The sequence below is a fragment of the Cohnella silvisoli genome, assembly GCF_021190915.1.
Taxonomy (GTDB): Bacteria; Bacillota; Bacilli; order Paenibacillales; family Paenibacillaceae; genus Cohnella; species Cohnella silvisoli.
The window spans coordinates 132,883-147,084 of the sequence record NZ_JAIOAP010000001.1; the positions used below are offsets into that span (position 1 = coordinate 132,883).

Consider the following 14,202-nt stretch of genomic DNA (forward strand, 5'->3'; position numbering starts at 1 on the left):
ACCAAATACAAGGAGGATGCATGGCTCCTATAATAGAGGGGAGAAGCAATGAAAGGGAGGGGATTGTCATTAGCGAAACAGCGTATGTGAAAAGGAATTACAGCCTTACCGGGCCGGAAAACCAGCGGGCTCAGGACAGAGGGATTGCGTCGGCGGAGTGGTACGCGACCCCGATTCCGAGGAAGCGGATGAAGGAGTTAATGCAGCGGCGCAACCTGCCTGCGATCCGGGACACTCTCTTATGGTTCGCCTTGATGATCGGCTCCGGCATTCTAGCTTACTACGCCTGGGGAACTTGGTGGGCTATTCCGGCATTCCTCCTGTACGGCATCTTGTATTCATCGCCCGCCGATTCACGGTGGCACGAATGTGGACACGGCACCGCCTTTAAAACATCTTGGATGAACGAGGTCGTGTACCAAATGGCTTCCTTCATGAGCCTGAGGCCGGCAACGCCGTGGCGTTGGAGTCACGCTCGTCATCATACGGATACGATAATCGTCGGACGCGACCCCGAGATTGCGCAGCCGAGGCCTCCTATCTGGAGGATTATCCTGATGGATTTCTTGAGGCTGTATGCCGGTCCGCGGGATATCAAGAGAATGTTCCTGCACAGCTTCGGCATCATTGATAAGGAAGAGAAAGACTACATTCCGCCATCGGAGTTTCGCAAAACATTTTGGGAATCGCGGTTTTACTTGCTTATTTTCGCAGGGGTCGTATTTGCATGCATCTATACGGTGAGCATTCTGCCAGCTATGTTCGTCATTTTACCTTCGTTCTATGGCGCGTTCCTGCTTCTCGTATTCGGAATGACCCAGCATCTCGGGCTGAAGGAGGACGTGCTGGACCATCGCTTGAACACTCGAACCGTGTATATGAACCCTATTTTCCGCTACCTGTATTGGAATATGAACTACCACGTCGAGCATCACATGTTCCCGATGGTTCCTTATCATGCGCTTCCTGCGCTGCACGAAGAGATGAAGCGTGACTGTCCGCCGGCTCGCCGCAGCCTATGGGAAGCTTACAAGGAAGTGATTTCAGCTCTGCTGAAGCAGGGAAAAGACCCTTCCTATACAATCGTAAAACCTCTTCCCGCTACGGCGCAGCCTTACAACTACGGTCCAACGATAACAGGCGATAACAGGAGGGTACAATGAGCGAGCTTGAGGGTTGGGTTGAAGCGTGCGGAGTTGACGATATCGACGAGGAGGACGTTATTCGGTTTAACTATGGCGACCGCTCGTTCGCGATCTATCGTACGGAAGACAGCGAGTACTATGCGACCGACGGCTTCTGCACCCACGAGAGGGTTCACCTGGCAGAAGGCTTGGTCATGGGGCATATTATCGAATGTCCTAAGCACAACGGGCGTTTCGACTATACGACGGGCAAAGCGATGAAGAAGCCGGTGTGCATCGATATTAAAACTTACCCCGTTAAAACTAAAGCAGGTAAAGTATTTATCCAGATGGATTAGAGGGAGCGGCGAATCCCATTTTCCGGCTAACGATCGGGAGTATCCCGGAACAGCGTGCCGACGAATTGGCTTAAGCTTATGCCCATCTTGCGCTTGAATATTTTGCCGAAGGAATGAACGTCCGAATACCCGACTTCGGCTGCGATTTCACCGAAAGCTAAACCGGATTGAAGCGCTAATTCCTTGGCTTTCTCGAGCCGAATCCATACGAGGTATTGCGTCGGCGACATGCCGAAATGCCGCTTGAATTGCAAAATAATATAATTCCGGCTCCAACCGGACAGCTTCTCCAGCTGTTCATGGCGGAATCCGTCCCGCAGGTTGTTGTCGATGTAATTGCGGATGAGGATCAGCTTGGCGGTCCCGGATGATTCCTTGGCGACGGACGACCCGGAGTCTTTGTTGCGATAGTCGGCCAAAGTCAATAACACGCCCATGAGGAGATGCTGTGATCGCTGCTTATGATGGAGTCCAGGCTGGCGGTAGTGATAGATGAGCTCGGACAGCTGATTTTCAAGAGGATGCTCGGAAAAGTTGCCCATAAGATGGGGACGGTCGGAGTCGGAGTTATTCCGGTCGAAACCGACCAGCTGGCCAAGCGGGAAATCCGTAGCGCCGAAATGAAATACGATGGATAAGCAGACGTACGGCTTCCCGGGTATCGTCTTTACTTCGTGAAGCTCGTTCGGACAATGCAGGAGCAGGTCTCCTCTAGTCGTAGCGTAGGGAGTCCCCTCGATCCGGTAGTCGGCCGAGCCTTCCAAGGCATATTGCAGCTGGTATTGCTTCAAGACGCGAGGCTTTAGCGCCCAGCCCTCGGGAGAGTGGAACATATGGGCTAGCGTGATATAGGGCGGAAAGAAGAAATCTTGCAAGTCCTTCAGGGTATCGTCAGGCTCAAGGTAATGCAGTTTCTTGGACATCGTTCGTCACCTCCGTTAGGAAAGCAAAGGAGCGGTATCATGACAGGGAAAGATCGGGAAAAACAAATCTATTATAACATGGAAAAATCTACTTATCGGGGTTTGGATTGTTGGGTCATGGAAACGGCAGCGATAAGCCTGATCGTAGTGCCGGAGCTGGGCGGAAACATCGTATCCCTTCAGTACAAGCCGACGGCTAAGGAATGGCTTACGGAATCTAAATCAGATGAAATGCGCGGAAGCCTGGGATATGGAGAGACGTATTCGGAGCAAGCGATGTTCGGGTGGGATGAATGTTTTCCGACGATCGTCGCTTGCCCGTATCCAGCGGAGGGAGCCTACGAAGGCCGCATCATTCCCGATCATGGGGAATTATGGTCAATGCCTTGGGATGTCTATAGTGAGAATGGGGTATTGATTTGCAAGGCAGCGGGCCGGGCGCTCCCCTACGAAATCACGCGCAGGATGTCCTTCGCGGATGAACGGGTTGTTCGGTTTGAATATGAGGTCGTGAACACTGGCGAAGAGGCGATATCCGTTTTCTGGACGGCGCATCCTTTATTCGCGGCGACGGAGCATACGCAAATCTGCGTGCCGGATGGGCTGAAACAAATGTTATGCACCGACGGCGGAAGAAATCTCGACAAGGGCCGCGTCTATGATTGGCCGGAGACGATTGAGAGTCCTTACCCGCGGCTTGATTTCATTCGCCCGGCGGGGACGGGCGATTCGCGCAAGTTCTATGCGGAAGGGCCTGTGGACAGCGGATGGGCCGGACTTTATGAACGTAACAGCGGTGAATTCGTTGTGTTGGAATGGTCGCCCGAAGAGCTGCCCTATTTCGGCTTCTGGATCAACGAAGGTGAATTTAATGGGCAGCTCGTGTGCGCGCTGGAGCCTTGCAACGGTTTCTATGACACGTTAAGCACGGCATATGAGAATGGAAAGCTGTTGCAAATTCCCGCTATGAGAGGCAAAGCGCACTGGAGTCTCCAGCTCCGGTTGGGATGCGGCTCGCTGCAGAAGATGAGGTAAGTATGCGGTAAGCTCCATTGCAGCGTATGATGTAGCTGCAGATTTTCAGTCACTACTAAGGCCACAAGATAGGCATGAATCACGAAGGCCCCAAAAAGTGCCTATACTTCTCCCTCCAATTGGAGGACCTAAGTAGTAACTACTAATCCATTTATTTACTCCAACTACCTAACATATCGTCTCGGATTTCTTCCAAACTCAGAAGTACCGTCAGGGCGCCCTGACGGTCTTTTTTATAGCGCATTCTAAGAGCGAAGACGGTGAAGATGGTTTTCTTAATTTTACAGTTCAGGCTATCGGGGCGCTTGTCGTTTTTTTAATGATCATTCTACCGGCGAACAGAATTCTCTCGTAGTCCGATTCAGGATTTTCGGAGCGTCTCTGCAGCATTTCTACCGCTCTTCTACCTAGCGCGTTACTGGAGCTGTGAATCGTCGTAATCCCGAGAGAGTTGACGTCAAGATCGTCGAATCCGGTCACGGAAAAATCGCGTGGAACCTGAAGTCCCAATTGTTGAAGCGAATGGATAATTTCGTTGGCCATGTGATCGTTAATGCATACGAAAGCCGTGGGGAGCTCATTTTTGGACTGGAGCAATTTAATTTGATTTAACGCCTCTTCGCGTACCTTTTCCGGTCGCATATCGAATAGCTTGAGCAGGTCGGGGTGTTGGCGCGATTGTATTCCGTTATCCTCCAAAGCCGCCGAATAACCTTTCCATCTGTCATAGTAGCTTCGGATGTTGGAAGTTTCGCCTACGAACTGCAGGGATTTGTGGCCGAGACCGATCAAATAAGTCGTTAGCTGTCTTGTGCAATCGAAGTTATTCATGAAGATCGAATCCGACGGGATTAAAGGATCTTCATGATCGACCAGCACGAAGGGGAGACCGAGATTTTTGATTTCAAGCACGATTTGCGTGGGGATTAACCCAACGCATATATATCCAAGCAGACCTCGCTGATTAATGGCCGAAAATAAATGATCGGACAGCTGCTCCGTCATAATGATCATGTTTAATCCCGCTTTTTCGACGCTTTCGGTTATTCCCTCGAGAATTTTTCCCCAATACGGATTGTCCTTGGTCTGGTCTCTTAAATTCGGAATGACAACGGCGATCACCTTCTTGGCGGGTACGGCGCTCTGGATCGCGCGGTCTTTGGTTTTCGTCTTGTGCGATTTCGATTGTTGGGAAAAATAACCGAGCTTCGTGGCGGCTTCTATGATTTTGTCCCGGGTATCGGGGGTCACTCCGGATTTTCCAGAGAGCGCCCTCGAAACGGCGAACTTCGAGAAGCCGACGTAATCGGCGATCTGTTGCAGCGTAACTTTACGAGACATCCTTCTCTCTCCCTCTGGAACCAACGAACAAATGATTTGATTGGCTGCTACTCCTAATCATATAAAATAAATAACAAAATAACAATGTGGCAATTGATATTTGATCAACTTTGTTGTTTTGTTAGATAACAAAAAAAGCGGAAAGGGAATATTGTTTTTATGCGTAAATTCAAGATTAATCCTTTGTTTTATAGGGTCTATATTGGGTTTTATTTGCGCCATAAAAATAACGTATTGACATTTGTTTTGTGCATGTTATGATTATTATCGAAATGTTAGATAACCATTTTGAGAATTACTTGTTTTTAACCTAACATTTTGGATTTCTGCAAGTGTTTGGGGCGCAAAGCGGATCGAGTGTAAACGAAGTGAAGCTAAGCGTTAGCTGCAAAGCAATGAAAGTCAATTCATACTTAATTGGGGGTAAGGGCAATGAAAACAATGAAAGCGTTTTTATCACTGAGTTTGATTATGGCCATCATTTTGGTTACGGCGGCATGTTCTTCCGGGAATTCCTCCTCGGAATCGAGCGCGGGCAGCGGTGGCGGAAGCGAGGCGCAACAGAGCGAACAGAGCAAAGAGAACGCCGCGGAGAAGGAAGTCACGATCAGGTACTTGCATTGGGCTTCCGGGCAAGACGAAGTCCAATTCCGGGCCTGGTTGGACGAGTTCGAGAACTCCCATCCGAACATTAAAGTAGAGTCGGAGTTTTTGCCTTACGACACTTATAATTCCAAAGTGAAAACGGACTTGATCTCGGGCAATGCGGCGGACGTCATCGGATTCACTTCGAGCGACTGGTTCGCCTACACTTACTCGAACGTATTCCTGGATCTCAATACGTTGCCGGGGGCGCAGGAAGTGTTCGGACAGTTAACCGAAGATTCGGTAGCGGCGTTTAACGTGGAAGGCGCTCAATTGGGAGCTCCGACCGGGGTGGGCCGAAGAGTTCCTTTCATTAACAAGGATTTGTTTGCCAAGGCGAACGTGCCTCTTCCTTCCCAGACGGAGCCGATGACAGCGGCGCAATGGGTGGACATGATGAAAAAGGTTCAAGCGGGACTTGAGGGCGATATGATGGCGGCCAATCTGTTTCCCGAGGAGTTATTATACTCATTGGCTCTAAGCGCCGGATCGCCCGTACTGTCGCTCGACGGCAAAAAGGTGATGGTGAATACGCCGGAAGGCATTAAGGCTATTCAGGCGTTCAAAGACATCATGGCAAGCGGAGCCCAGGTACCGATCTTGGACGTATGGAAAGGTGCTTACGGCAATCCGGATAGCGCATTGACAACCGGAAAAGTGGCGATCGGCTGGACGGGAAACTGGAGCTTGAATGCGATGAAAGAGGCCAATATCAACTACATGTCCATTCCGGCGCCGATCGTGGAAGGCGGGAAAGTGACTCAGGTAGGCTATCTCAACTCGCATGTCATCCCGGTCGCTTCGAAGAACAAGGAAGCCGCTTGGGAACTCGTCAAGTGGATGAGTTCTAAGGAAGGACAACTTTCTTTCGGTAAGTTTTCCGACCTGCCTGTTAATAAAGAAGCGCTGGCCGAGACGCTTGAGACGCTGCAAGCCGGTGATCCGAACGCTTTTACCGGGTTCGCCGCGGCTAAGGAGAGCGTCGTTGCGACTCCGCCGTTCCCTTCGGATTTCGATACGTTGCGGACGGGGCTGCAAAGCAAACTCGTGTCGGACAAAGTGACGGCGCAGCAATTCGCCGAACAACTGGAGAAAGAAGGCCAGCCGATGCTGGACAAATATCAAGCGAATATCGGCAAGTAAGCGGTAAACGGGAAAGGGATGTCCTTCCATCCAGAGGGCATCCCGATTTTCTACTCGCAGTTAGGAGGGAAGCAGCTTGGGATCAGGCAGAAGCAAAATGGGAATTGAACGACGGGAGAAGTTGGCGGGCCTGTTGCTGGTTTCTCCATGGATGGCAGGTTTTTTGTTATTCGGTATTTTTCCAATGGCGGTCTCGGGTTATCTGACGTTCGTCAAATGGGATTTTCTGAGGGAACCGCGATGGATAGGGCTATCCAACTTTGAGGGAGTGTTTCGAAATCCGATTTTCTACACAGCGTTGAAGAACACGTTGATAATTACGTTCGGAAGCAGCTTGATCTACCTCGTGCTCGGCGTTGTTATCGCCGCGATGTTAGCCAAAGACTATCTTGGGGCCAACGTGTTCCGCGCGATCATCTTTCTTCCTTCCCTCGTGATCGGGACGGCACTCGCCAGTATGATGCAACCGGTATTCGGAAACGGGAAATACGGCCTCTTGAATCAAGTGCTGAATTTGCTCGGATTGCCTTACCAATCCTGGTTGACCGAACCCGGCCAAGCCGTATGGGTCATCGTCGCCATGAGCTTCTGGTTTTTGGGTAGCGGCGTCATCATTTATTTGGCTGGGATCAAAGGAATCGATCCGTCGTATTTCGAAGCGGCCATGATCGACGGAGCGAACGGGTTACAACAGTTCTACAAGGTGACAATACCGCTCCTTACTCCGGTTTTGTTGTTCCAATCGATCATGGGGATTATCGGTGGCTTGCAAGTGTTCGATTTGGCGCTGACGCTGGCTTCCGAATTCAAGACGGGTGGAATGGGCAATGAAAACTCGTTGGCGACGTTAGTTTTCTACTTATATACGCTGGCTTTCCGCGACTACAACATGGGCTCGGCGGCCGTCGTCGGTTGGACCATCTTTATCGTCAGCCTTCTGCTCAGCCTGGTCATCTTCAGGCTATCGAAAAAGTTTCAGTTGTTCGGCGAGGAGGAGAGCAAATGAGGCATAAATCGGGTCTTCTCGCGAGCAAAATATTCATTTTTTCGTTCCTGGCTTTATTGTCGTTCGTCATTCTCGTCCCGTTCGCCTACCTGTTTACTTCGTCTTTAAAGACCAATGCGCAGTATTTCAAGATCCCGATCGAATGGATACCATCTCCCGCCTTGTGGAGTAACTACTCCTATGTGTTCGTAGAATTGAAATTCTATGTCTTTATGTGGAACAGCACGTTCCTTGCGGCAAGCTCGGTCGTTTTATCCGTGCTCAGCTCGTCGTTGATCGCGTATGGTTTCGCGAGGTTCAAGTTTCCTTTCCGCAACGGCATGTTCATTATTGTTATCGCGACGATGATGCTTCCGGGTCAAGTCACCATGCTTCCGTTGTTCATTTACTTCAAATCGATCGGTTGGCTCGACAGTTACAAGCCGTTGCTCGTCCCGCAGTTGTTCGGCTCCGCGTATTTGATTTTTCTGATCCGGCAGTTTTATATCACTTTGCCTCGGGAGATCGACGAGGCGGCCAAGATCGACGGGTGCGGGTATTTGCGCATTTGGTGGCACGTGATCATGCCGCAGGCGAAGCCGGTGCTCATCGTGTCCGCGCTGTTCACTTTCCTCGGGTCCTGGAAAGACGTCTTTGGTCCGCTTATCTATTTGAGCGACAGAAGCTCTTATCCGCTTGCGGTAGGATTGCTCTACTTTACTTCGCCTACTTACAATGCCTATACGCTCATCTTGGTAGCGATCGTGATCGCGTTAATCCCGACGTTATTGTTTTTCGTACTATCTCAGAAGTATCTGAATAAGGGAGTTAACATCGCTAATTTAAAGTGAAGGCATCTGAAATGGATAATTAACGGAGGGGTATCGCATGCGCCAAAAAACCGTATGTCTAATAGTCGCATTAAGTCTTCTGTTCGGAGTATGGCAGACCGGAGGGGCGAAAGCCGCCCCGTCACCCTACGCTTTTGACGGGAAAATGTCGCAAGATACGCTGAGTCGCTACTTGTCCCGTTCCGTTAAGATCCTGAATTTAGCCTTCTTTTATGAGGATGCGGAGAAGAAGCGGGAATGGCTGCGATTTATCGCGAATACTGGCGCGAAGCATATCGGAAGGGCCGCAATGATCTGGACGGAATTTGAAGCCGACGAGTCGATGTTCACCGGTGCCGGGCAGATGGCCGAAGCCGTTCATGCCCAGGATCCGGAGATCATCCTGCAGGCAGCCATCTTCGAGACGACGGCGCAAACGGTGAATAACATTCCGATTCCGGCCTGGGTGTTCGAAGAGTTCGGGCTGCAGCCGACGACCCGGAATTTCAGTTACGAGGCGATGCTGTATGGGGATGGGAGATACGTGAACTTCTGGGGAACGGGACAGTCCGTTCCCGATATTACGAATCTGGAAACCCAAATGTTTTTCTTTTACCGAGCAAAGCGGTTTATCGATCTCGGCTACGAGTCGATCCACTTCGGTCAGTTGAGACTGATGGGCGAAACGGATCCGTTTTATTTGAACTGGAACCGCCTGTTGAATCGCGTTCGAGCGTACGGGGAAGTTCATTCCAGAAGGCATAACATCTTGTTGGACGCCCACGTAAACGAAGTGTACGATAATGCCAACCCGTTATGGTACATGGCCAAGGGGCCGTTCAGATACGAAGCCCCGGGAAATACGAGCATTTATTATAATAACGACGCATCCCGATTAAACCGCGATGGCGCCCAATCGCCGGATGGACATTACATCGTGTACAAGATGGAAGGCGCAACCGGCTTTGAGGTGATCTCCGCGAATTGGGCGGGAGCCGGCGATCAGCCCGACGGCTTCGATCTGTACGCGTCCCCGGACGGTCAGAACTGGACACTGGTCGGCAAGACGATTCAAGAAATACAACGCACGGATTACACGTGGCCGAATTACAGAACGACGAACGGAAGTCCTCTCCCGGTCGGCACGAACTACGTGAAAATAAGCTGGAAGACGATGCCGAATATTTGGACGGTTCAATTGATGGACGTGAAGATTAACGCTGCCGGAGCAACGCTTCATGACACGTTGGAGGAACCCGCCCCCGCCGTTAAGAAACTGGCGCTCGATTTCGTGGGCTATCCGGCGCGCAACAAACCTCTGCCCGGTTTTCCCCAGGAAACGAAATTGGAGATCAATTATCTCGACTCCTTCTATGGGAAAACGATCGGAGGCCTGAATCCCCAAGGATGGGTTTCGTCCCGTACGCCTTATTTGATCGAACTGGATAACGTTTCGGGGACGAACGGCAACCCGGGCACGAGTGCGCCCTTCTGGCCTTGGGGGTATGACGAGATTGCCTGGTTCGCCCATCAGGACAACGACTATCGCCGCTCGTGGCTGGCTTACGCCAACGATTGGATTCGGACGAACGACCTGTACGGCCATCTCCAAATGGCTGGATATAATACGCTTGGCTATGCTCCCGTCGGCTCCAACACTTACTACAACGCGATCACGCCGAGCAGTGTGTATCCGTCGTCGTTCGGCGACGAAGAGGCGATCAAAGCGATATGGGGCAACGCGCCTCAGAACGGAGCGGTCGAGGACGATTTGCGCGATTTGACCAAAATATACAGGCTCAGCTCGCAGTTGACCAAGGTTGGCAGCAACCCCGACTCCTATGGAGGGGACAGTACTAGGTTGACTAGAACGTCGAATTCGAGCGAATACGTCATATACAAAGCTCCTTACGTGACTGATCGCACGAGACTGACCGGATTTGTAGTCGACACATGGTTTTCGTCCAATGCTCCTGTCGCCGACTTCAAGTTCTATATCTCTTCAGACGATATTTCCTATTCTCTCTATACGCCTAAGAAAATAACGATCAATGGGGCCAAGAAAAAGGTCACCTACATCGGAAGCAGGCTGCCGAGCGGAACGAGGTACGTGAAGATCGAGTTTAACAACGCTTCTACGACCGCGACGAATCCGCAGATCGGGAAAGTCTCGACGTTCTATGCGGATTCCGGCGTCTATGCCGATGGCAAAATCGACGATTTCGAAAGTTACGGGGGAACGGATTTGGCCCTTAATGCGGCTTACGAGGTGAATCCCAATACGGATCCGGTAACGATCTCGTTGGATCCGGCGCACAAGAATGACGGCGATTACGGATTGAAATACGAGTATAACGTCGGGGTCGTGACCTACGGTGGGGTGGCGTTGAATCTCGGAGGCGCCGATTGGTCCGGATACGATGCGCTTCGTTTCTGGTTCAAGCCAGACGGCTCCAATCGCAATTTTACGATTCAAATCAAAACGGTTGGCGGGGATTATTGGGATAAAGTGTTGGACTTAGCGGATCCGACGGCAAGGCTGATCGAAATTCCGTTCAGCGCCTTCGCGCGGCCGTCCTGGTATACCGGCACCGGTCCGATGAACTTGTCGGCGGTCGCCCATCTCTCGCTCTACACGGGAGTCGGCGCCGGAAGTCCGGGATCGGGCACGTTGTATTTCGATTCGATTGAAACGATCGGATATTAAGGAGGAGTTTCCGAATGAGCTTCGATAGTTACAGGTTGGAAGATGAGTTCATATGGGATTTCTGGTATGCCCGGCAAGGGGGCAAAGTTCTTGCGTTTTATTTGCAGTATCCAAGAGCGGGCGATCCGGAATATATTCATTCCCGTCAGTCGGTAGGGCATGCGGTCTCGAAGGATTTGCTGCATTGGGAAGAACGGCCGGCAGCGCTCCAAGCGCTAACGCGATCGAGTCTCTTCTCGGAGGATATCGTATCGTTTACGGAGAGAACGGTTCCGTGACGCTCGAGGCGAGGTAAGCCATGAGGAAATGGATCATTTTCTTCATAACGGCGTGTTTGCTGATCGGGATATGGGCGCTGAGCGCGGATAAACGCAAAGGTAACGGGGAACAAGAAGAGACTTCGGGTTATGCGTTCGACGGCGACAAAAGGAGGAGTTCCCGGATGGGTTTCGATAGTTACAAGTTGGAAGAGATGTTCGTTTGGGATTTCTGGTATGCCCGGCAAGGGGACGAAGTTCATGCGTTTTATTTGCAGTATCCAAGAGCGGGCGATCCGGAATATATTCATTCCCGCCAATCGGTAGGGCATGCGGTATCGAAGGATTTGCTGCATTGGGAAGAACGGCCGCTAGCGCTTCAAGCGCTTCCGGGGACGTGGAACGACAAAGGAATCGCGACGGGCAGCGTCGTCTTCAAGGATGGGGCCTGGTATATGTTGTTTACCGGGAACTCGAATCGGGACGAAGGGGGGATCGGGCTGGCCAAGAGCGACGACTTAACGAATTGGACTAAAGTCGGCGATGGTCCGGTCATTCCAAGGCCCGATCCGATCGCCGCGAAGTGGCAAGGCGAAACGATAGAAGCGTCTCCGCTAGCCGATCCGTTCGTCTATCCCGAGAAGATAGACGGCTGGTACTATATGGTCATTAACGCGCAGGCAGTGAATGCGCCGCAAGATAGTCGAGGTTGCCAGCTCATGCTTCGTTCCCGGAACTTGACGGACTGGGAGCCTCATAAGATCGTTGCCTATCCGCAACAGTTCGAGAGAATGGAGACGTCCCAAATCTGGAATCGCAACGGCATATGGTACATGTACTTCGGAGGCGTAACCGGCTACGGGACATTCGAAAACTGGATTTACGTCTCCGAGCAATTCGACGGGCCTTACGAAGCCCGTCCATGGTCGCGAATCTCGTTGCCGGACGCCGGCCATTTCTATATCGCGAAAGTGGTAGAAGATACGAACGGCGACGATATCTTTCTGGCCAATAACGCGATCGAGTCGCTTCTCGGCGGATACCGAGTCGTTTACGGAGAGGACGGCTCCGTTACCCTCGCGGAGCGGGGGCGGTAATCTGTGCGGAAATGGATCATGGTCATCGTGGCGGCCGGTATACTAGCCGGGATTTGGGCAATGGCCGCGGATAAGTTGAAAGACAACGGAAAGCAAGAAGCTTCCGGTTACGCGTTCGACGGCCACATGTCGCAAGATACGCTGAATCGCTACTTGTCCCGTTCCGTGAAGATCCTGAATTTAGCCTTCTTTTATGAGGATGCGGAGAAGAAGCGGGAATGGCTGCGATTTATCGCGAATACAGGCGCGAAGCATATCGGAAGGGCCGCAATAATCTGGACGGATTTTGAAGCAGACGAGTCGATGTTCACCGGTGCCGGGCAGATGGCCGAAGCCGTTCATGCCCAGGACCCGGAGATCATTCTGCAGGCGGCCATCTTCGAGACGACGGCGGAATCGGTGAACGATATCCCGATACCGGCTTGGGTGTTTGAAGAATTCGAGCTGCCGCCGGAGAAGCGGAATTTCAATTACGAAGCGATGCTGTATCACGATGGAAGATATTTGGATAACTGGGGACCGGGAAAATCGGTGCCGGACATTACGCAGCAGGAGACGCAACTATTTTTCTTCTACCGGGCCAAAAGATTCATCGATCTCGGTTACGAATCGATTCATATGGGACAAGTGAGGCTAATGGGGGAAGAAGATATCGGCTACGCCGAATGGAACCGATTGCTGAAACGGATTCGGGCTTATGCAGCGGAGCACGGCAGGCGTCATAACGTTCTGCTCGACGCGCATGTGAACGAAGTGTACGACGATAGTCCGGGCGAACGTTCGGTTTCTTCCTCGAATGCGAATGCGTCCGAGAGAAAGCTGGCGTTCGATTTCGTGGGCTATCCGGCGCGTAACAAACCGCTGCCCCATTTTCCCCAGGAAACGAAATTGGAGCTCAATTATCTCGACTCCTTCTATCGGAAAACGATAGGTGGCCTGAACCCCCAAGGATGGGTTTCGTCCCATACGCCTTATTTGATCGAATTGGATAACTTTGGGGGTACGTATGGTACCCCGGGGAAGAGCGATTTCTTCTTGCCTTGGGGGTATGACGAGATAGCTTGGTTCGCTCATCAGGGCGACGACTATCGCCGCTCCTGGCTGGCTTACGCCTATGACTGGATCCGGACGAACGATCCGAACGGCCATCTCCAAATGGCCGCATACAATACGCTTGGCAATGCGCCCGTCGGCTCCAACGATTACTACAATGCCATCACGCCGAGCAAGGTGTACCCATCATCGTTCGGCGACGAGGAAACGATCAAGGCCATATGGGAACAATCCAAGAAATCCGGAACAATCGAGGACGAGCTTAAGGATCTGACCCGAACGTACAGACTGAGCAGACGCGTGATCTACGATCCCCGTCCATCCGATTCGTTCGGAGGGGACGAGAAGAGGCTTACGAACGAATCCGGCAAGAACGAGTACGTGATCTACAAAGCTCCGTTTGCGTCGGGAAAGGGCGTATTGTCCGGCTTTACGGTCGAAGCCTGGCTGGCGGAAAGCGATCCGTCCGCGGATCTGCGGTTTTACGTCTCGGCGGACGACGACAGTTATGAGCCGTACACCCCGGACAAAAAGGCTGCGGAGAGTACGGAAAACAAAACGATCTATACAGGCGGCTCTTTTCCGAAAGGGACTAAGTATGTAAAAATCCGGTTTCCGGATTCACCAGGGGCTGCGCAGATCGGCAGAGTTACGCTGAACTACGAAAGTATCGATGAATAGCGACTATGAAAAGGATGAACCT

Annotated in this window: 12 protein-coding genes; 10 read left to right on the plus strand and 2 right to left on the minus strand. The window is 51.6% G+C overall.

All coding sequences use genetic code 11. The features are described 5' to 3' along the window. The first annotated feature begins 20 nt into the window (after window positions 1–20). Window positions 21–1,163 carry a fatty acid desaturase family protein gene (locus tag K7P76_RS00590; protein ID WP_232182128.1) on the plus strand — a complete coding sequence of 381 codons (1,143 nt, stop codon included), beginning with the start codon at window positions 21–23 and terminating at the stop codon, window positions 1,161–1,163. Next, on the plus strand, window positions 1,160–1,483 hold the full coding sequence (locus K7P76_RS00595; RefSeq protein ID WP_232182129.1) for a MocE family 2Fe-2S type ferredoxin: 324 nt from the start codon (window positions 1,160–1,162) through the stop codon (window positions 1,481–1,483). The genes K7P76_RS00590 and K7P76_RS00595 overlap by 4 nt, the downstream gene beginning before the upstream one ends. A 26-nt stretch (window positions 1,484–1,509) precedes the next feature. Here the strand turns inward: K7P76_RS00595 and K7P76_RS00600 are convergent, their stop codons facing one another. Further along, entirely contained in the window at window positions 1,510–2,406 is an 897-nt protein-coding gene (locus K7P76_RS00600; RefSeq protein WP_232182130.1) for a helix-turn-helix transcriptional regulator, read from the minus strand. A 39-nt stretch (window positions 2,407–2,445) separates the two neighbouring features. Here K7P76_RS00600 and K7P76_RS00605 point away from each other — a divergent pair, with 39 nt between their 5' ends. Further along, window positions 2,446–3,441: an aldose epimerase family protein gene (locus K7P76_RS00605; RefSeq protein ID WP_232182131.1), complete on the plus strand. Its 996-nt coding sequence runs from the start codon at window positions 2,446–2,448 to the stop codon at window positions 3,439–3,441. A 288-nt stretch (window positions 3,442–3,729) separates the two neighbouring features. Here K7P76_RS00605 and K7P76_RS00610 read toward each other — a convergent pair whose 3' ends face one another. Beyond that, the gene (locus K7P76_RS00610) at window positions 3,730–4,782 is read right to left on the minus strand and encodes a LacI family DNA-binding transcriptional regulator (protein ID WP_232182132.1); all 1,053 of its coding nucleotides are present in this window, start codon (window positions 4,780–4,782) and stop codon (window positions 3,730–3,732) included. A gap of 432 nt (window positions 4,783–5,214) precedes the next feature. On the opposite strand from K7P76_RS00610, the gene K7P76_RS00615 reads away from it, so the two are divergent. From K7P76_RS00615 to K7P76_RS00645, 7 genes are all read left to right on the plus strand, one after another. Next, complete coding sequence (locus K7P76_RS00615; protein WP_232182133.1) at window positions 5,215–6,570, plus strand: ABC transporter substrate-binding protein; 1,356 nt, start codon at window positions 5,215–5,217, stop codon at window positions 6,568–6,570. A gap of 76 nt (window positions 6,571–6,646) precedes the next feature. Next, window positions 6,647–7,576 (plus strand): carbohydrate ABC transporter permease, encoded by a 930-nt coding sequence (locus tag K7P76_RS00620; protein ID WP_232182134.1) that lies wholly within the window; start codon window positions 6,647–6,649, stop codon window positions 7,574–7,576. Further along, entirely contained in the window at window positions 7,573–8,406 is an 834-nt protein-coding gene (locus K7P76_RS00625; protein WP_232182135.1) for a carbohydrate ABC transporter permease, read from the plus strand. The genes K7P76_RS00620 and K7P76_RS00625 overlap by 4 nt, the downstream gene beginning before the upstream one ends. A gap of 37 nt (window positions 8,407–8,443) precedes the next feature. Beyond that, window positions 8,444–11,092 carry a carbohydrate binding domain-containing protein gene (locus K7P76_RS00630; protein WP_232182136.1) on the plus strand — a complete coding sequence of 883 codons (2,649 nt, stop codon included), beginning with the start codon at window positions 8,444–8,446 and terminating at the stop codon, window positions 11,090–11,092. Between the two features lie 14 nt (window positions 11,093–11,106). Further along, window positions 11,107–11,370 carry a glycoside hydrolase family protein gene (locus K7P76_RS00635; protein WP_232182137.1) on the plus strand — a complete coding sequence of 88 codons (264 nt, stop codon included), beginning with the start codon at window positions 11,107–11,109 and terminating at the stop codon, window positions 11,368–11,370. Between the two features lie 20 nt (window positions 11,371–11,390). Continuing rightward, a complete protein-coding gene (locus K7P76_RS00640; RefSeq protein WP_232182138.1) occupies window positions 11,391–12,446 on the plus strand; it encodes a glycoside hydrolase family protein in 1,056 nt (351 codons plus the stop codon). 3 nt (window positions 12,447–12,449) lie between these two features. Further along, on the plus strand, window positions 12,450–14,180 hold the full coding sequence (locus K7P76_RS00645) for a hypothetical protein (protein ID WP_232182139.1): 1,731 nt from the start codon (window positions 12,450–12,452) through the stop codon (window positions 14,178–14,180). The last annotated feature ends 22 nt before the right edge of the window (window positions 14,181–14,202 follow it).